Raw genomic sequence first — 18,939 nt, forward strand, 5'->3', positions numbered from 1 at the left:
CCGGCGATTATACGCACAAGTCACTTGGGAGGCCGCGATGCTGGAAACCGAGTTCTATGATTGTCCTTATTGCGGTGAGCCGGCTGAGGCGGTGCTGGATCTGTCCGGTGGCGATCAGACTTATATAGAAGACTGCCCGGTGTGCTGTCGACCCATCATTTTCGTGCTGCAGATTCACGATGATGAATGGATGCTCGAAGTGCGTAGCGAGAACGAATAAAAGGTACGCCCATGCAGCGAATCTATGAACCGGAAAACCTGATGGAAGGCGAGTTGCTGCAAGGCATGCTCGAAAGCGAAGGCATCAAGGCGCACCTGGTGGGGCGCGATTTGCTCGGTGGTACCGGGGAGTTACCGATATACGGCTTGCTGGCGCTGGCGGTGGAGAACGATCAAGCCGACTATGCCCGGGAACTGATCAGCGCTTATAACAACGCGCTGCCCCTGTCGGGGGATGAACCCGACAGCTTCCCTGACGTGCTGGTCTGTTAGGCTGTCGGCCAGTTTTCCAAGAGTCGTGTTGCCCCATGTGTGGACGTTATGCCCTGTTTCGCTGGAACCCTGCTTTTGCTGCCTTGCCGGGCTTCCCGGCGGACCAGCAAGCCCAGTGGAACATCTCTCCCAATGATTCGGTACTGATCCAGCGCGCCACCGACGGCCAGCGTACGCTGGCGCGGGCACGCTGGGGCCTGACTCCGCCCTGGCTGACCGATCTGTCCCGCACGCCGGCCCATGCCCGGGCGGAAACCCTGGCCGAGCAGCCGATGTTTCGTGAGGCCTTTCGCCAGCGGCGCTGTCTGCTGCCAGCCAATGGTTTCTACGAGTGGCGCGGTACCCAGCGCAAGCGGCCGTACTGGCTGACACCAGGAGAGGGTTCTACGCTGTTCTTTGCGGCAATCTGGGAGGTGTACCCAGTGCAGGAGCAGGAGTGGTTGAGTACGGCAGTGGTGACCCAGGCCGCATCGAATCAGCGACGGCCATTGATTCTCGACGCGGCGGGGCAGGAGGCATGGCTCAACCCCGAAACCCCGCTGCACACCTTGCAGGCACTGTTGGCCGGTGAGCCTGCGGTATTGCGCGAGCGGGTCCTGGCCAACATGGTGAATGATCCGAAGCTCAATGGGCCGGAGTGCTTGACCCCGGGTTAAGCCTGTAAGGCCCTTGAGGTCGCAAATGGACGGTCAGCGACCGATCATGAGTTTTTCGTGACGTTGTGGGGGGGATCCGAAATTCGTCGGTTAAATGACGGGTGTATCTGGCGCCGATACAATTGACCGCCTACGATACGCGCCATGTTTTCAGGGAGTGTGATCATGAACAAATCATTGTCGATGTGTGCATTGGCGGCAGCGGTGCTACTCGCCGGTTGTCAGTCGGTCAACACGACCAGCGGCGGTGCCGTAGGTGTTGAGCGCAAGCAGTATATGTTCAGCATGTTGTCGAGCCAGGAAGTCGACCAGATGTATGCGCAGTCCTACCAGCAGACACTGGGGGAGGCCAGCGGCAAAGGTTTGGTGGACAAGTCCAGTGCCAACGCCAAGCGCGTGCAGGCGATTGCTCGTCGCCTGATAGCCCAGGCGCCGACCTTTCGCCCGGATGCATCCCAGTGGAAGTGGGAAGTTAACCTGATCAAAAGCGATGAGATGAACGCCAACTGCGGGCCGGGCGGCAAGATCCTGGTCTACAGCGGGTTGATCGAAAAGCTCAAGCTGACGGACGATGAACTCGCTGCCGTGATGGGTCATGAAATTGCCCACGCTTTGCGCGAGCACGGCCGTGAAGCCATGTCCAAGGCCTACGGTATCCAGATGGCCAAACAGGGGGCGGGTGCGTTGTTCGGCTTGGGCCAGGACAGTCTGGCGCTGGCCGATACCGTGGCCAACTATGGCATGACCTTGCCCAACAGCCGCGGCAATGAAAACGAAGCCGACCTGATCGGCCTGGAGTTGGCGGCCCGTGCCGGTTACAACCCGAACGCGGCAATCACCCTGTGGAATAAAATGGCCAAGGCCTCCGAGGGTGCGCCACCTGAGTTCATGAGCACTCACCCGGCTTCTGACAGCCGGATCGCCTCGTTGCAGTCGGCGATTCCGAAGGTGATGCCGCTGTATCAGCAGGCCAAGAAGTCCTGAGCTTTCTGTAGGCGCGAGCTTGCTCGCGAAGAACCTGAGAGCGCCGCGTTAAACCAGATGCGCTGCGTTATCGTTAATGATCTTCGCGAGCAAGCTCGCGCCTACATGGGGTGGTTTATATCCACCCACTGCTTTGCATGGCCTTGTACACCGCCACTAACGCCAGGATGAAAAACGCCGACGCCGCCAGTCGACGAATCAACGTCAGTGGCAATTTTTCCGCCGCAAAATTTCCCGCCAGTACCACCGGCACGTTAGCAATCAGCATGCCCAGGGTCGTACCGATAATCACCAGCCACAATTCAGGGTATTGCGCCGCCAGCATCACCGTGGCGATCTGCGTTTTGTCACCGATTTCGGCGATGAAGAATGCAATCAGCGTGGTCAGGAACGGCCCGAACTTGCGGGTGGTGCTGGCTTCATCATCGTCGAGCTTGTCCGGCACCAGGGTCCACAGGGCAGTGGCGCAAAAGCTTGCGGCCAGGATCCAGTGCAGCACCGCATCCGAGAAGAAGCTGCCAAACCAGGCACCCACTGCACCTGCGGCGGCATGGTTAGCCAGGGTCGCGGCAACGATACCGGCAATGATCGGCCAGGGTTTGCGAAAGCGTGCAGCGAGAATGAGGGCGAGCAGTTGCGTCTTGTCGCCAATTTCGGCCAGGGCAACAATTGCGGTGGGGACGAGCAGAGAATCCAGCATCAGGTAAGTTTCCAGGGGCGGGTCGACACGGCTATGACACGTACAGCCTTCCCGCCCCGGGTAAGGTGTGCGTGTCATAGGTCTTGTCAAACCCCGGTCCGTCTGTGCGGACTCCTGGGTTGCATACGCCATGGTCTGCTGACCAAGTATGTTGACGTATGCCGGACGAGCGTGGGCTCGTGGGAGACTACTCCCCTAGGACGGAGCGGATTCTGCCTTGGCAAAACCCATTCGGCAAGCCTTCTTTTGGAAAAAGACTTCAGCCGCGCTTGGCACGGTAAATGCGAAAGCCCTGGCCTTCGGCCTTGATTGCGCACACGCCCAGATGCTCTTCAATCAGCGGTTGGTACTTTAGGAAGCTATTGGCAACAAGCCGAAGTTCGCCACCTTTTGCCAGATGTTTTGCCGCTTTTCGCAGCAAGTTCTCGGTAGCAAAATAATCGGTATGCACCCCGACATGGAACGGTGGGTTACTCAGAATCGTGTTCAGATTCATCGGCGCGGCGTCGATGCCATCACCGGTCAACACCTCGGCTTCCAGGCCATTGGCCGCTAATGTCAGGCGACTGCTGGCAGCGGCGAAGGCATCCACGTCGAGCATCGTGACCGTGTTATGCGGGTAGCGACGCTTGACCGCCGCCCCGAGTACGCCCGCACCACAACCGAAGTCCAGCAAATGACCGCTTGGCAATTTATCCAGATGCTCCAGCAACAGCGCAGTGCCACGATCCAAACGACCATGACTGAATACGCCTGGCAAACTCACCACTTTGAGCGGGCCTTCAGCCAGCGGCACCTCGAACACCTGCGCCAGGCTTTCCAGTTCTACCGCCGCCGGGGCGTTGGCCACGGTGACTTGCCACAACTGGCAATGCCGTGCGTTATCGAGCTTGCGCGGTTTGCCGAACGGGTTCAGTTGCTTGGCCGCGCTTTCGATGCCGCCTTTCTTTTCCCCCACCAGGTACACCTCTTTGCCGGGCAAACGCGCCGCCACGGCATTGAGCAGGTAGTCGGTGAGGTCCTTGGACTTGGGCAGGAACACCACCACCGTCTCGAACGAGCGCTCGGGCACGTTCACGCCAAAATGGCTGCGCTCGGTAAAACGTGCCTCCAACGCGGCCTGATCGCCTGCGTGCCAGCACCAGCCATGGGCGTTGGGTAGGCGACCCAGCAGGTCGTCAGCGGGCAAACCGACCAACAGCACGTCACCTTGAAAAAGTTCGGCCTGACGAAGCAGTACTTCGCTGCGCGGATCCATGGTCTGCTCCTTGAAAAGGGGCGCAGTTTATCAAGTGACGACGCGCAGCGGGGTGCCGCTGAAAAAGCCCTGTGTGTTTTCCGTCAGTTGGCCGACGACTCGCTGTCGGGCTTCGCGACTGCCCCAGGCGTTGTGAGGCGTGACGATCAGGCGCGGGATATCACTCGCCAACAGCGGGTTGCCGGTAGTCGGTGGTTCGACGCTCAGCACATCCGTGGCCGCACCACCTAGATGGCCACTGCGCAGGGCGTCGGCCAGGGCTTGCTCGTCGATCAGGCCACCGCGGGCAGTATTGACTACAAACGCGCCGGGCTTGAGCAGCGCGAGCTCCCGGGCTGCGATAAAGTGGTGGGTGTGCTCGTTGAGCGGGCAGTGCAGGGTCAGTGCATCGATTTGTGGCAGTAATTGATCCAGCGGTACCCGATCGGCGCGGGGCGGGCGCCCTGGTATCGCGCCCAGCACCACGCGCATGCCAAAGGCTTCGGCCAGGCGCGCCACTGCGCTCCCCAACTCACCATGGCCCAGCAGGCCGAGGGTCTTGCCTTCCAATTCGACGATGGGATGGTCCAGCAGGCAGAACTGCCTGGCGTGTTGCCAGAGGCCAGCGTCGACATCCCGTTGATAGTCTTTCAAGCGAGTGGCCAGGTTCAGCAGCAGCATGAGGGTGTGCTGGGCCACTGACGGCGTGCCATAACCCTGGCAGTTGCTCACGGTAATGCCCTGGGCGCTGGCGGCGGCGAGGTCTACGTTATTGGTGCCGGTGGCGGCGATCAGGATCAGTTTCAGCTCGGGGCAGGCGGCCAGGGTCTCGGCATTGAGCAAGATCTTGTTACTGATCGCTACCTGGGCGCCTTGCAGGCGTTCGACCACGTTCTGCGGGGTGGTTTGCTCCCACAGCCGCAACTCGCTGAAGCTGTCCCTCAATCTGCTCAGGTCGAGGTCTCCCTGGTCCAGGGAAGGGTGATCGAGGAAGACGGCGCGGCGATTGTTCGACATCAACTGTACCTTTTGCGACAGGGTTTGAAGGCGTAATCTGCTGAGCCTATCAGATGAAATAATTCGTTACTTCCTGGAGTGTGTATGTACCTCACCGAGTTCTTGACCGTGGTCTTGATTCACCTGTTGGCGGTGGCCAGTCCTGGGCCGGATTTCGCCGTGGTCGTGCGTGAGAGCGTGACCCATGGCCGTCGTGCCGGGACCTGGACAGCATTGGGCGTCGGTTCGGCGATTTTTCTGCATGTGGGGTATTCGTTGCTTGGCATCGGCCTGATCGTTTCCCAATCCATCGTACTGTTCAACGCGCTGAAATGGGCGGCGGCGGCTTACCTGCTGTACATCGGCTTCAAGGCTTTGCGTGCGCAACCGGCCAAGCCTGCCGGCGAAGAAGGCTTGCACCGTGAAGTGGGCGAGCGCACTGCGCGAGGGGCATTTACTTCGGGCTTTGTCACGAACGGCTTGAACCCCAAGGCCACGCTGTTTTTCCTGTCACTGTTCACCGTGGTTATCAACCCCCACACGCCGCTGGCGGTCCAGGCCGGTTACGGCGTTTACCTGGCAGTGGCGACGGCCCTCTGGTTCTGCCTGGTGGCCGTGTTGTTCAGCCAGCAGCGGGTGCGTGCCGGTTTTTCCCGGATGGGCCACTGGTTTGACCGGACCATGGGGGCGGTGCTGATTGCCATTGGTGTGAAGTTGGTTTTCACCGAAAGGTAGGTGGTAGCGCAAAGCTAGCATTCGTTGGGTTCTGCAAATCATTCCTTTGGCTGATTTGGCTGACACATAAGGTCTCTAAAGTGCAGATCTGTCAGCCAAGACCGTGCAGTCACATAAGGGATTCGTATGTTGCAGACTCGTGTTATCCCGCCCGCCGAAGGCGCCTACCAATACCCGCTGTTGATCAAACGCTTGTTGATGTCCGGTACTCGCTACGAGAAGACCCGGGAAATCGTCTATCGCGACAAACTGCGTTACACCTATCCGACCCTGATCGAGCGCGTTGCCCGCCTGGCCAACGTGCTGACGGCCGCCGGAGTCAAGGCCGGCGATACCGTCGCGGTCATGGACTGGGACAGTCACCGTTACCTGGAATGCATGTTCGCGATCCCGATGATCGGCGCGGTTATCCATACCATTAATGTGCGCCTGTCGCCGGAGCAGATTCTCTATACCATGAATCACGCCGAGGACCGCTTTGTGCTGGTCAACAGTGAGTTCGTGGGACTCTATCAAGCCATTGCCGGGCACCTGACGACTGTCGACAAAACCCTGCTGTTGACCGATGGCGAGGAAAAAACCGCCGAGCTGCCGAACTTGGTGGGTGAGTATGAAACGCTGCTGGCGGCGGCGAGCCCCCAGTACAACTTCCAGGATTTCGACGAAAACTCGGTAGCTACCACCTTTTACACCACGGGTACCACTGGCAACCCGAAGGGCGTGTACTTTACCCATCGTCAACTGGTGCTGCACACCATCGGCGTGGCGACCATCATGGGCAGCATCGACAGCGTGCGCCTGTTGGGCACCAATGATGTCTACATGCCAATCACGCCGATGTTCCATGTGCATGCCTGGGGCCTGCCGTATGTCGCGACGATGCTCGGCCTGAAACAGGTCTACCCCGGCCGTTACGATCCGGAATACCTGGTGGAGTTGTGGCGCAAGGAGAAGGTCACCTTTTCCCATTGCGTGCCCACCATCCTGCAAATGGTGCTCAACGCCAAGGCGGGCCAGGGCGTTGATTTCGGTGGCTGGAAGATCGTCATTGGTGGCAGTGCCCTCAACCGTTCGCTGTATGAGGCGTCCAAGGCGCGTGGCATCCAACTGACCGCCGCCTACGGTATGTCCGAGACCGGACCGTTGGTGTCCTGTGCCCACCTCAACGCAGAGTTGATGGCCGGCAGCGAAGATGAACGCACCACCTATCGCATCAAGGCTGGCGTGCCGGGGCCGCTGGTGGAGGCGGCGATCATCGACGCCGATGGCAATTTCCTTCCCGCCGACGGCGAGTCCCAAGGTGAGTTGGTGCTGCGCGCACCTTGGCTCAGCGAAGGCTATTTCAATGAGCCGCACAAGGGGGCCGAGCTGTGGGCCAGTGGCTGGATGCACACCGGTGACGTAGCGACCCTCGATGCCTTTGGTGTGATCGACATTCGTGACCGCATCAAGGACGTGATCAAGACCGGTGGCGAATGGATCTCTTCCCTGGCCCTGGAAGACCTGATCAGCCGCCACCCGGCGGTACGCGAAGTAGCGGTGGTGGGGATTGCCGATCCGCAGTGGGGCGAGCGTCCGTTTGCCTTGCTGGTGGTGCATGATGGCCATGTGATAGGGGCCCGGGAGCTCAAGGAGCACCTCAAGCCTTTTGTGGAACAGGGCCATCTGAGCAAGTGGGCAATTCCAAGCCAGATTGCCATTGTTACGGAAGTTCCCAAGACCAGTGTCGGCAAGCTCGACAAAAAACGTATCCGTATTGACATCATTGAATGGCAAGCCAATAACAGTACCTTCCTCTCCACGCTGTGAGGCCTCATGTCGTGCTCTTCGGAGCACGGCAATGCTCTATTACGGGCCTTTGTCTTGTTAATTCCAGTTTTTCAGCCATCCTTGCCTCGTCAGCCCTGGCTGACATGGCGAAAGGACTGTGGCAGACGGGTTGGTGATGCAAATCACACTTTAGAGGGATCAAGCAGTACCCCCTGCTGGCTATAGTTCATCCCAGAGTTTTTCAAGTGTGCGCAGTTGCGAGTCATTGGGGTTTGATGACCGCCGGGGTATTGGAATCGTTGTATTCCTCCCGATACAAGCATTCAAGAAAGAGCTCACTGCCATAACAATAATGTGCACATGGAGTAGCGTCGATGACCTCAGTAAACCAGTTCTGGCGCCGGGCAAGACTGCCCCTGGCCGTCAGTCTCGCTTCTACGCTCGCCGGGCCCGCATTCGGCGTCAGCTTCAATATCGGTGAAGTCGAGGGCAGCTTCGACTCGTCCCTGTCAGTGGGTGCAAGCTGGTCCACTGCCAAGCCCAACAAGGACCTGATTGGTGCCAATAACGGAGGACGGGGTTTGTCCCAGACTTCCGATGACGGCCACTTGAATTTCAAACGAGGAGAAACGTTCTCGAAGATCTTCAAGGGTATTCATGATCTGGAGCTGAAGTACGGCGATACCGGGGTGTTTGTGCGTGGCAAGTACTGGTATGACTTTGAGCTCAAGGACGAAAGCCGTCCGTTCAAGGACATCAGCGACAACAACCGCAAAGAGGGCGCCCAGTCCTCCGGCGGGCAAATTCTCGATGCCTTCGTCTATCACAACTACAGCATTGCCGATCAGCCGGGTAACGTACGGTTAGGCAAGCAGGTGGTGAGCTGGGGTGAAAGTACCTTCATCGGCGGCGGCATCAACTCCATCAACCCGATCGATGTGTCGGCGTTCCGTCGTCCGGGAGCTGAAATCAAGGAAGGCCTGATTCCGGTCAACATGTTCTACGTGTCACAAACCCTGACCGATAACTTGTCTGCCGAAGCGTTCTATCAATTGGAGTGGGACCAGACCGTTGTAGACAACTGCGGCACTTTCTTCTCCCAGCCGGACGTCATTGCCGACGGTTGCAGCGACAACCTGCGGGTATTGAACAAGAGCGCCACCATTCCGGGGGCTGCAATGCCGACGCTCAACGCCCTTGGCGTGGATGTCAACAGCGAAGGCGTCCTGGTACGCCGTGGCCCCGATCGTGACGCACGGGACAGCGGCCAGTTCGGCGTGGCTTTGCGCTACAACTTTGCACCGTTGGACACTGAGTTCGGTGCTTACTTCATGAACTACCACAGCCGTGCGCCAATCTTCAGTGCCCAGGGTGCGCCGTCCTCGGCTTACACCCGGCCTCTGGGACCGTTGGCGGCACTTCGGCCGTTGATTGTCGCGGGCAGTTCCAACTACTTCGTCGAGTATCCGGAAGATATCCGTCTCTACGGCTTGAGCTTCTCCACGATGCTGCCTACCGGCACCGCCTGGAGTGGTGAGTTGAGTTACCGGCCAAATGCTCCGGTGCAACTGAGTACCACTGACATCCTCTTCGCAGGCGTCACCCCGATTCCCGGCTACGGCAATGCTTCGGTATTAAAAGGCACGCCAGGGCAGGACCTGCATGGTTACAACCGCAAGGAGATCACCCAGTTCCAGACCACCTTTACGCACTTCTTCGACCAAGTCATGGGCGCCAGTCGCCTGACCACGGTCGGTGAAATTGGTGTGACTCACGTCGGTGGATTGGAAAGCAAATCCGAGGCTCGTTATGGCCGTGATCCGGTCTTCGGTCCTGGCAGTCTGCCCGGCGGCTTCTGTAATGCCCTCAACAACTCGACGGCCAACGGCGCGGGTTTGCCCAATGCCGACGGTTTGAACACCAACTGCAACAACGATGGCTACACCACGGCGACTTCCTGGGGCTACCGCGCCCGGGCCATCTGGGAATACCCGGACGTGTTCGCGGGTGTGAACCTCAAGCCCAACGTGGCCTGGTCCCATGACGTGAAGGGGTACTCGCCAGGCCCTGGCGGTAACTTCGAAGAAGGTCGCAAGGCTGTCAGCCTGGGTATCGACGCCGAATACCAGAACACCTACACCGCCAGCCTGAACTACACCAACTTCTTCGGTGGTGAATTCAGCACGGTCGATGATCGGGACTTTGTTGCCCTCAGCTTCGGCGCGAACTTCTAAGCACATGCATTTCAGGAAGACCAGAACATGAAAATAACTAAAAGCCTGCTGCACGTGGGTGTGCTTGGACTGTCGATCATGGCCTCCAGTGTCATGGCGGCGGTATCGGCGGATGAAGCCGCCAAACTGGGTACGACCCTGACCCCAATGGGTGCGGAAATGGCCGGTAACGCGGCCGGCACTATCCCCAAGTGGTCGCCGTTGCCGACCAATGCCGGCGCCGTGGATGCACGGGGCTTCCTGGCCAACCCTTACGCCAGTGAGCAACCGCAGTTCACCATCACCGCGCAGAACGTAGAGCAGTACAAGGACAAGCTGGCACCGGGGCAGTACGCGATGTTCAAGCGCTATCCCGAAACCTTCAAGATGCCGGTCTATCCGACCCACCGTGGAGCCACGGTACCGGCGGATGTGTTTGCCTCAATCAAGAAGAACGCCACCAGCACCACGCTGGTGTCCGGTGGCAACGGCCTGGAAAACTTTGAAACCGCCGTGCCGTTTCCGATTCCAAAAAGCGGTGTCGAGGTGATCTGGAACCACATCACCCGCTATCGCGGTGGTAGCGTGACTCGCCTGGTAACCCAGGCCACGCCCCAGGCCAACGGCTCGTACAGCCTGGTGTACTTCCGTGACCAGTTTGTATTTCGCGACAAGATGAAGGATTTCGATCAGAAGAACCCCGGCAACGTACTGTTTTACTTCAAGCAGGAAGTCACCGCCCCTGCACGTCTGGCGGGGGGCGTACTGTTGGTACATGAAACCCTCGACCAAGTGAAGGAGCCGCGTTCGGCGTGGGTCTACAACGCCGGCCAACGTCGTGTGCGCCGGGCACCGCAAGTGTCTTATGACGGCCCGGGTACCGCCGCCGATGGCCTGCGTACTTCCGACAACCTCGACATGTACAACGGTGCGCCGGATCGCTACGACTGGAAGCTGGAAGGCAAGAAGGAAATGTACATCGCCTCCAACAGCTACAAGATCGACGATCCGAAGCTCAAGTACGCTGACATCATTAAGGCTGGCCATATCAATCAGGACCTGGCTCGCTACGAGTTGCGCCGGGTCTGGCATGTGGTCGCGACCTTGAAAGCAGGCCAGCGCCACATTTACGCCAAGCGTGATTTCTACATTGATGAAGACACCTGGCAAGCAGCCGTGATTGATCACTACGATGGCCGTGGCCAACTGTGGCGTGTGGCGGAAGCCCACTCCGAGGACTACTACGATAAGCAGGTGCCGTGGTATGCACTGGAAACCCTCTACGATCTGCAGTCCGGTCGCTACCTGGCCCTGGGCATGAAGAATGAAGAGAAAAAGGCTTATGACTTCGGCTTCACCGCTACCACATCCGAATTCTCCCCGGCAGCCCTGCGTCAGGCCGGTGTTCGCTAACGTACCTTAACCGAGGCCGCACCCTCGAAACAAAGCCCCGACTGGTTCGCAATGCTGCTCAGTTAAGGCTTTCTGTAGGAGCGAGCTTGCTCGCGAAGAACTCACAGGCGACGCGTTTATCCAGGATGCACGCGTTATCGTTGACGTTTTTCGCGAGCAAGCTCGCTCCTACAGTGGCCGATATTCACTTAACTGAACGACATTGCCGACTGGTTCGGGGCTTTGTTTATCTGGTGATATTTTTTGTCTTAGTCTTTTTCAGATAAATGTTGCGAATATCTACAAAGTCGCCGTTTTTACCGCTAGTCTGCGGACATCTACAATGCCGACAACAGCCTTCTACAAGAGCCCGGCGATGACTGATTTGTCCCGAATCCATGGGTCTGCCAGTGCGGTGATCCCTACCCTGGAAGGTCGCTTCTATCGACCCCCGTTGCCTGATGGCTACGTGTTGCGACCCCGCCTGTGCGAGCGCCTGAGCGAAGGGTTGGGTGGCCGCCTGCTGCTGGTCAGCGCACCGGCGGGGTTCGGCAAAAGCTCATTGGCGGTGGAGTTTTGCCAAAGCCTGCCGGCGCATTGGCAGAGTTTGTGGCTGGGATTGAACCCCAGGGACAACGACCCGGGGCGTTTTCTCGAGCGCCTGCTCGAAGGTTTGCAACAGTATTTCCCGCAACTGGGCGGCCAGTCATTGGGCCTGCTGAAAATGCGCCAGCGGCATCAGCCATTCGCCTTTGAAGAGTGGCTCGACGGGCTGCTCGATGAGCTGGCGGTGCACTTGTCCACCTGCACGCCCTTGTTGTTGGTGCTGGATGACTATCATTTGGTCCAGGGCCCTGTACTTGACCGGTGCCTGCAGTTTTTCCTGAATCATCTGCCTGACGGTTTACTGGTGCTGGTGACTAGTCGCCAGCGTCCCGACTGGCACCTGGCGCGACTGCGCCTGTCCCGGCATTTACTGGAACTGCATGAGCAAGACTTGCGCCTGACGAACGACGAGTCCTTGGCTCTGCTCGACCGCCATAGCAGCTCATTGCGTGGCGAGGCCCTGGATAACCTTATCCGGCGTAGCGAGGGCTGGGTCGCCGGCCTGCGTTTCTGGTTACTGGCTGCCTCTGAAGCTGGCAATGATGCGGCCTTGCCCCAGGGCTTGCACGGTGGAGAAGGGCTGATCCGCGACTACCTGTTGGAGGAGGTGATCGACTGTTTGCCGACAGAAGTACAAGGGTTCCTCTACGACACTGCCCCCCAGGAGCGCTTTTGCAGCGAGCTGTGCGACGCTGTGCGTGAAGCTCACGACAGCGCGGAGATTCTCCGTTACCTGCAATCTCACCAAGTGTTTCTGGTGCCGCTTGACGAGCAGGGACACTGGTTCCGTTATCACCATCTGTTTTCCGATTTGCTGCGTACTCGGCGTGGCATCAACGCCGTGTTGCCGGTTGCCAGTCTGCATCTGCGAGCTTGTCGCTGGTTCAATGCCCAGGGCTTGATCGACGAGGCGGTGGAGCAGGCGTTGCGTGCTGGTCATCTGGATGTGGCGGCGAGCCTGGTACAGAATCTTTCCGAAGAGCAACTGCTGTCGGAACAAAATGTTGGCATGCTCCTGCGCTGGAAGATGGACTTGCCTGACAGCCTGTTGATCAGCACGCCACGCTTGATCGTGCTTTATAGCTGGGCTCTCGGGCTGGCCTGCCAATTGGATGCTGCGGAGGAGTTGTCCAGCCACCTCAGTCGCTTCCTTCCGGCCCCGTCGGCCACCGCCCAGAAATCGATGCTGGCCCAGTGGCTGGCCCTTAGCGGGATCATTGCCCGTGGTCGTGGCAATCGTGAATTGACCCAGCTGTATTGCACCGAGGCCTTGGAAAGCTTGCCGCAGAAACGCTACGGCCAGCGTCTGATGTGCTTGTCTACACTGTCCAACCTGGCCATTGTCGATGCTGACCTGTGGCGTGCCCGTGGCTTGAATCGCGACTCACTGGAGTTGGCGCAGCGGGTTGGCAATCCGTTGTTCGAGGCTCTGGCCCATTACGACCGTGCACGGGTGTTGCAGGCCCGTGGTGAGGTCCTGCGGTCACTGGATGAAGTCCGTCAAGGCTTGCAACGTTTGCATGGGCTGGCCCCTCAACGGTTGTACGCGGTGCGTGCCCGCCTGGCGTTGTATGAGGGTTACTTGTTGCTGGTGCGCTGTCAGCCCGAGGCCGGCATCATTCGCCTGCGTGCCGGCTTGAACGAGGCCCGTGCCTGCCGGGATATCAGCGTCTTGATCGGCCATTGCGTGATTGCCAGTTTCGAAGGCCGTCGTGGGGACTACCCCCAAGCGTTTATCGAGTTGGCCGAGGCCGAGCGATTGATGCACATCTGGGACGTGCCGCCGATCTACTACCTTGCGATGATCACCCTGATCAAGTGCGAGCTGTGGCTGGCCCAGGGACGTACTGACCTGGCTGACGCCTGGTTGACGCGATTGGGGCAGACCTATAACGGTGAACAGGCTGCCGCGGCACCGGAGTTTCATCCTCACTTGCCGCAGCATATCGAACTGCAACAAGCGGCGCTGGAGGCGATTCGCCAACAGCCTGCTGCTGCGCTGCAACGGCTTGAAGAGCTGGAGCGACAAGCCCATGACGACGGCCGACAGATGATCAGTCTTATGGCGCTGACCCAGCAGGTGTTGTTGCTGCTGGAAAGCGGCTGGGAGTCCCAGGCTCGCCCAGTGTTTGCTCGGGCACTTGAAGCTGCCGTCGGTGGCGCCCTGCAGCCCTTTCAACGGTTACTTGAACGCTACCCCGGCTGGACGCGAGAGCAACTGGCCCGGAATCCCCACAGCCTGTTGAACCAAGGCTTGCTGGCACTCTTGCCTGCGATTGTCGCTGTTGAAGCATCGCCCACCCATGAAACCCTGAGCACCCGCGAGCTTGCAGTGCTGCACCTGATTGCCCAGGGCTGTTCGAACCTGGAGATCAGCAATCAGCTGTTTATCTCCCTGCATACGGTCAAGACCCACGCCAGCCATATCAATAGCAAGCTTGGGGTGGAGCGGCGCACGCAGGCAGTGGCGCGGGCGCAGGAGATGGGATTGTTGGGGTGAGCAGGACCGATTAATCGGCCCGAAAGCCTCAGGCGTTTTCCACCACGCGCTTGGCGACCAGCACCTAGACCAAAACAAGTAACACTCATGCTGTGGCATCAGCACAAGTCCTCCTGCAGATTCAGCGGCGGAAAATCGGCTGAGGACCGACGTTATAAGCAGTGTTTAACGAGACACGCGAGCATTCCACTTCATGATCAGATGGGCGCAAAAAGACCCGGTCAGTACCACGCCAATGAGCCTCAAGGTTTGCAGTGCGACCACGAAGCTGGCGTCTGAACCCGTTTCCACGGCAATGATTGCCATGGCGTCCAGCCCCCCTGGGCTCGTGGCCAGGAAGACCGAGAGGAAGTCCTTTCCAAACAGGTAACTCAGCGGCCAGGCTAATGCGCTACAAAGCAGGATGAGCACCACGTTGGCAGCGACGATCACCGGAATCAACCTGGCGACGTGCTTGACCGTCGCACGGTCAAAGCGCAACCCGATATAGCTCCCGATGACGCCATAGGCGAGTGTGACAAGCGTACCGTTCAGGGTGATATCCAGCCACCCAGTGAGCTGTAAGGCACTCCCGAGGATAACGGTAGTCAGCAACGCGCCGGCCGGGAGCAAGTTGCCACTCAACGCGCCCAGGAAGGCGATGGCAAGGCTCATCCCAAGGCCGATCCAGGTGAAAGGGAGCTCGGCAGCGATGGGCGGGAGATGGGTATCACCGGCCCCCACGAAGAGGTGAGAAATCCAGGCGCCCAGCATGACCACACAGACAACCCGCACATATTGCATGCACGCCACCAGGCGTCCGTCCGAGCCATTTTCCTCGGCCATCGCTATCATTGCCGACGCAGCCCCGGGAGCCGTTCCCCATGCTGAAGCGTCTGCGGGTATGGAGCTGAAACAGGCCAAGCCGAGGCCGACACCGGCGCTTATCAATAGGGTGATCGCAGTGACCAGCAGCATCAGGTACCAGTCTTCACTCAACGCCAGGAGCACTCCGAGTGTCACGGATTTGGCGACCATCAACCCGACAATACCCTGACCTGATCGGAACATCAGCCGCGGCACTCGAATACGCGTGCCGGCGACGCCCATGCAGATAGCAACGGCTAAGGGACCGAGCAGCAGGGCAGCGGGTAATCCCGTCTGGTGCAGGGCATAACCTGCAAGCCCGCCACCCCCGGCTAACACTGCCCACTGCAGTCCGATCGGTAGTTTTGCGAGTGCAATGAAGGAAAATCTCTTCACGTGATTCTCCTGAGGCCACGTTTATGGCAGCGCAATGGTGTACCCGATGATGAAACGGTTTTCATCAATATCGCGCGAGAAACTGGCGCGATAAAACCCGTTGCGATAACGCAGTGAGGGGGCGTTCAACCAGCCCGGACCTAAGCCGTGCCCGTTCTGCCAAGCCTAATTGGATGGGCCGTACGCCAGCTTTCAAATAACTCATCCGCGTATGACTTTTGGTAAAACCGCTATTTCGACGCTTCGTTATGATGGGGTCACGAGAAGCCCAGCCGGGTTGCCACGCTATTACTTTCAAGCGCAGGCCACTGGGTGATCCTGAACAGCCAAGGTTAAAAACTGGACGGGGTCAGGGGGTCATGAGGGGCATCGTCCAAACTCAAGTATCGAGGTTTGAAATGCAGAACAACAAGAACAAGAACGACAAATCGAAACTGAAGACACTGGCGGTTATGGGGTGTGCGGGTTTGCTGCTCACTACGGTCTGCGCTCATGCTTCGCAGTTGTCGATTGCGACAGGAGGTACGACCGGCGTCTTCTATGCGTACGGTGGCGCGCTGGCCAATATCGTAAGTAAAAAAAATTCGGACATTTCCATGGTCGCTGAGTCCACCGGCGGGACGGTGGAAAATATCAAGATGCTGGCCAAGGGGCAGGCGGATCTGGCGACCGTATCTGCCGACGTGGTGTATGAGGCTTACACCAACTACAAAAAATCCAAGCATTTTCGTGAAAAGGTCGAGATGTATGGCCTGTTCAATATGTACCAGCAGCCCCATCACATCGTCACTTTGAAAAACAGCGAAGTGAAGGGGCTCGACGATATTCGCGATAGGCGCGTGGTGGTTGGAGCACCTGGCTCCGGGACTGAAGTGAAGACGCGGATGATGCTTGAGTCAGTGGGTATCACCTATCGAGACTTCAAACCTGAGTACCTGACCTTTGGTGAAGGCGTCGAGGCGTTGCAGGATGGCACCGTGGAAGCCGTCTTCCTTGGGGTTAACTACCCTGCCCCGGCGGTCATGAGTTTGGCGATGACCAACCCGATCAACCTGTTGTCCCTGACCGATGATCAGGTCAGCAGCATACGCAAGGACTATCCGTTCCTTGACCGGGTCGTCATCCCTGCGAACACCTACAAAGGTGTCCCTCACGACGCGCAGACGGTATCGGTACAGACGCTGGTGGTCGCCGGCACGAAACTGTCCGAGGAAGAGGCCTACCAGATCGTTAAAACAGTCTTCGAAAACAAGCCAGAGCTGGAAGGTATCAATCACGCCTTCAAGTTGACCACGTTGCAAAACGCATCCAATACAGCGGTGCCGCTGCACCCGGGTGCGGCTCGCTACTTCCGCGAGGTAGGCGTTCTGCAGTGACAAATGGAGGCACGTGCCTCCTCTGGTTGATTGTTTTTGCCGGTGCTCTGGCAGAGGAAAAGTATTATGACGTCTAGGAAAACCCTGGGAGCGACGATTATCGTCCTCTCCCTGTTGTTCACCGCTTTCCAGGTCTACACAGCCAGCACTGGCTTGATGACTGCGTTGCTCCAGCGCAGTGTCCACCTGTCTTTCGTACTGGCGTTGGTGTTTTTGTTCTTCCCGGCATTCAAGGATTCGAAAAGCACCTTCCTGATTGATATTCCTTTGGTGCTGGCCGCTCTTGTCAGCGGCATCTACCTGTATTTTTCCTTCGATGACCTGGTCTATCGCATCGGTGATCCGACAGGTATGGATCTAATCATTGGCTGCGTGACATTAGCCGTATTGCTTGAGGCAACCCGCCGCACCGTCGGCTGGGTGATGACCTTGCTGGCTCTGATTGCCCTGCTTTACAGCTATTTCGGTCGTTACCTGCCCGAGCCGTTTGGCCATTCCGGTCGTGATGTGGAGCGCATTGTCACTCAGATGTTCTACTCCACTGAGGGTATCTACGGCGTACCGTTGGGCGTGGCGGCGACCTACGTGTTTCTGTTCATCCTGTTCGGCTCCTTCATGGAAAAGTGCGGGGTGGGCAACATTTTCATCAACCTGGCCAACGCCTTCGCCGGCAAATACCAGGGTGGCCCGGCTAAAGTGGGCATCATTGCTACCATGACGGTTGGCATGGTGTCCGGCAGTCCTGTATCGGATGCGGCGACCACCGGCGCCTTCACCATTCCGATGATGAAACGGGTGGGCTACAAGGCGCGTACAGCGGCGGCGATTGAGGCGGTAGGCGCGTCCGGCGCGTCGCTGATGCCGCCGGTGATGGGTGCCGGTGCTTTCGTGATGGCGGACATGACTGGCGTGCCCTACAGCCAGATCATCCTGCACGCGATTATTCCTGCGCTACTGTTCTATGCAGCCTTGATGTTTGTGGTCGGCAACGAAGCGCGTAAAGACAACCTGAAATCACTTCCCGCCGATGAAATACCAGGTAAGCGCGACGCATTGATGAAGAGTCTGCGTTTGTTGATTCCGCTGAGCGTGCTGATCATTTCGCTTGCGGTGTTGCAGGTGTCGCCGTTGCGCGCAGCGTTATTCGCTACTGCCGTGATCCTGGTCACGACGCTGGTCTACAACTTCTTCAAACCCGAACTTAAAGTGCCGATGATGCATCTCGTAGAGGCATTGATCGAAACCCCGAGGAAAGTGCTCGTGGTCTCGGTAGCCTGTGCCACGGCGGGTATCATCATCGGCATGCTGGGTATGACGGGGCTGGGCCTCAAATTGTCGGACATCTTGATGTCGGCGTCTCACGGTTATCTGCCGCTGGCACTGCTGTTTGCGATGGTTATTTCCATTGTTCTGGGCATGGGATTGCCGCCGACTGCCGCTTATATCGTGATGGCCGTGACGGCTGCGCCGTTCCTTGTACAGATGGGTGTTCCGCTGATCGTGGCGCACTTCTTCGTATTCATTTATTGCTGCTACGCACCGATCACACCACCTGTGGCATTGGCGGCGTTCACCACGGCGGGCATCGCTGGGTGCGATCCGTTCAAGGCCGGGCTTGAAGCGTTCCGTATCAGCTTGACCGGTTTTGTCCTTCCCGTGATGGTGGTCTACAACAATGCGCTGCTGGGTATGGGCGAATGGCATCAAATTATCGCGGCCGCCATCCTGGCGCTGTTCGCGGTGTGGATGATGTCCATTGCGCTGGTTGGATGGTATCAACGCCATGTGAACGTCGCCTGGCGATTGCTGCTCGCATCTGCTGCGATGTGCTGTCTGGTGCCTATGCTGTGGGCGAACATGATTGCGCTGGGAGTGTTGGCGATCTTCGCCCTGACCCAGACTTCGCTGCTGAAACGGGGCCAGCCGGTCGCTAACCTCACCTGATGTTCCGTCCCGCCAGCGGAAAGCCTGTGTACAGGCTTTCCGTGACTCGGGGCGGCGGCTTTTAGGTAGCAGCGTCAAGCAGCTGTTATGGCGTAG

At 58.4% G+C, this 18,939-nt stretch carries 15 protein-coding genes and 1 riboswitch; of the genes, 11 read left to right on the top strand and 4 right to left on the bottom strand.

Annotated elements, in window-relative coordinates:
• Positions 1–37: 37 nt before the first annotated feature.
• The 4 genes from GIR22_RS18705 (at position 38) to GIR22_RS18720 (ending at position 2,132) form a co-directional block, all read left to right on the top strand.
• Positions 38–220: a CPXCG motif-containing cysteine-rich protein gene (locus GIR22_RS18705; protein WP_154744747.1), complete on the top strand. Its 183-nt coding sequence runs from the start codon at positions 38–40 to the stop codon at positions 218–220.
• Positions 221–231: 11 nt separating this feature from the next.
• Entirely contained in the window at positions 232–492 is a 261-nt protein-coding gene (locus tag GIR22_RS18710) for a putative signal transducing protein (protein WP_154744748.1), read from the top strand.
• Positions 493–527: 35 nt separating this feature from the next.
• Complete coding sequence (locus GIR22_RS18715; RefSeq protein ID WP_154744749.1) at positions 528–1,148, top strand: SOS response-associated peptidase; 621 nt, start codon at positions 528–530, stop codon at positions 1,146–1,148.
• A gap of 165 nt (positions 1,149–1,313) precedes the next feature.
• Complete coding sequence (locus GIR22_RS18720; protein WP_154744750.1) at positions 1,314–2,132, top strand: M48 family metallopeptidase; 819 nt, start codon at positions 1,314–1,316, stop codon at positions 2,130–2,132.
• Between the two features lie 115 nt (positions 2,133–2,247).
• On the opposite strand, the gene GIR22_RS18725 is transcribed toward GIR22_RS18720, so the two are convergent.
• The 3 genes from GIR22_RS18725 to GIR22_RS18735 form a co-directional block, all read right to left on the bottom strand.
• Entirely contained in the window at positions 2,248–2,832 is a 585-nt protein-coding gene (locus GIR22_RS18725; protein WP_154744751.1) for a TMEM165/GDT1 family protein, read from the bottom strand.
• 63 nt (positions 2,833–2,895) lie between these two features.
• Positions 2,896–3,041: riboswitch (yybP-ykoY riboswitch) on the bottom strand.
• Between the two features lie 50 nt (positions 3,042–3,091).
• Positions 3,092–4,090: a methyltransferase gene (locus GIR22_RS18730; RefSeq protein ID WP_154744752.1), complete on the bottom strand. Its 999-nt coding sequence runs from the start codon at positions 4,088–4,090 to the stop codon at positions 3,092–3,094.
• A gap of 30 nt (positions 4,091–4,120) precedes the next feature.
• On the bottom strand, positions 4,121–5,086 hold the full coding sequence (locus tag GIR22_RS18735; protein ID WP_154744753.1) for a 2-hydroxyacid dehydrogenase: 966 nt from the start codon (positions 5,084–5,086) through the stop codon (positions 4,121–4,123).
• Between the two features lie 84 nt (positions 5,087–5,170).
• Between GIR22_RS18735 and GIR22_RS18740 the strand changes: the two genes are divergently transcribed.
• The 5 genes from GIR22_RS18740 (at position 5,171) to GIR22_RS18760 (ending at position 14,281) form a co-directional block, all read left to right on the top strand.
• Positions 5,171–5,800, top strand: coding sequence for a LysE family translocator (locus GIR22_RS18740; RefSeq protein WP_154744754.1), 630 nt, complete (start codon positions 5,171–5,173; stop codon positions 5,798–5,800).
• A 126-nt stretch (positions 5,801–5,926) separates the two neighbouring features.
• The gene (locus tag GIR22_RS18745) at positions 5,927–7,609 is read left to right on the top strand and encodes a fatty acid--CoA ligase (RefSeq protein WP_154744755.1); all 1,683 of its coding nucleotides are present in this window, start codon (positions 5,927–5,929) and stop codon (positions 7,607–7,609) included.
• Positions 7,610–7,944: 335 nt separating this feature from the next.
• Positions 7,945–9,804, top strand: coding sequence for a DUF1302 domain-containing protein (locus tag GIR22_RS18750; RefSeq protein ID WP_154744756.1), 1,860 nt, complete (start codon positions 7,945–7,947; stop codon positions 9,802–9,804).
• A 27-nt stretch (positions 9,805–9,831) separates the two neighbouring features.
• Positions 9,832–11,196 carry a DUF1329 domain-containing protein gene (locus GIR22_RS18755; protein WP_154744757.1) on the top strand — a complete coding sequence of 455 codons (1,365 nt, stop codon included), beginning with the start codon at positions 9,832–9,834 and terminating at the stop codon, positions 11,194–11,196.
• 355 nt (positions 11,197–11,551) lie between these two features.
• Positions 11,552–14,281, top strand: a complete 2,730-nt coding sequence (locus GIR22_RS18760; RefSeq protein ID WP_154744758.1) for a winged helix-turn-helix domain-containing protein — start codon at positions 11,552–11,554, stop codon at positions 14,279–14,281.
• A gap of 165 nt (positions 14,282–14,446) precedes the next feature.
• On the opposite strand, the gene GIR22_RS18765 is transcribed toward GIR22_RS18760, so the two are convergent.
• Positions 14,447–15,523, bottom strand: a complete 1,077-nt coding sequence (locus tag GIR22_RS18765) for an AbrB family transcriptional regulator (RefSeq protein WP_178122347.1) — start codon at positions 15,521–15,523, stop codon at positions 14,447–14,449.
• 398 nt (positions 15,524–15,921) lie between these two features.
• Here GIR22_RS18765 and GIR22_RS18770 point away from each other — a divergent pair, with 398 nt between their 5' ends.
• Both GIR22_RS18770 and GIR22_RS18775 read left to right on the top strand, forming a co-directional pair.
• Positions 15,922–16,899 (top strand): TAXI family TRAP transporter solute-binding subunit, encoded by a 978-nt coding sequence (locus GIR22_RS18770; protein ID WP_178122348.1) that lies wholly within the window; start codon positions 15,922–15,924, stop codon positions 16,897–16,899.
• Positions 16,900–16,965: 66 nt separating this feature from the next.
• A complete protein-coding gene (locus tag GIR22_RS18775; protein WP_154744760.1) occupies positions 16,966–18,843 on the top strand; it encodes a TRAP transporter permease in 1,878 nt (625 codons plus the stop codon).
• Positions 18,844–18,939: the final 96 nt, after the last annotated feature.

The sequence above is a fragment of the Pseudomonas karstica genome, from assembly GCF_009707515.1.
GTDB classification, from domain to species: domain Bacteria; phylum Pseudomonadota; class Gammaproteobacteria; order Pseudomonadales; family Pseudomonadaceae; genus Aquipseudomonas; species Aquipseudomonas karstica.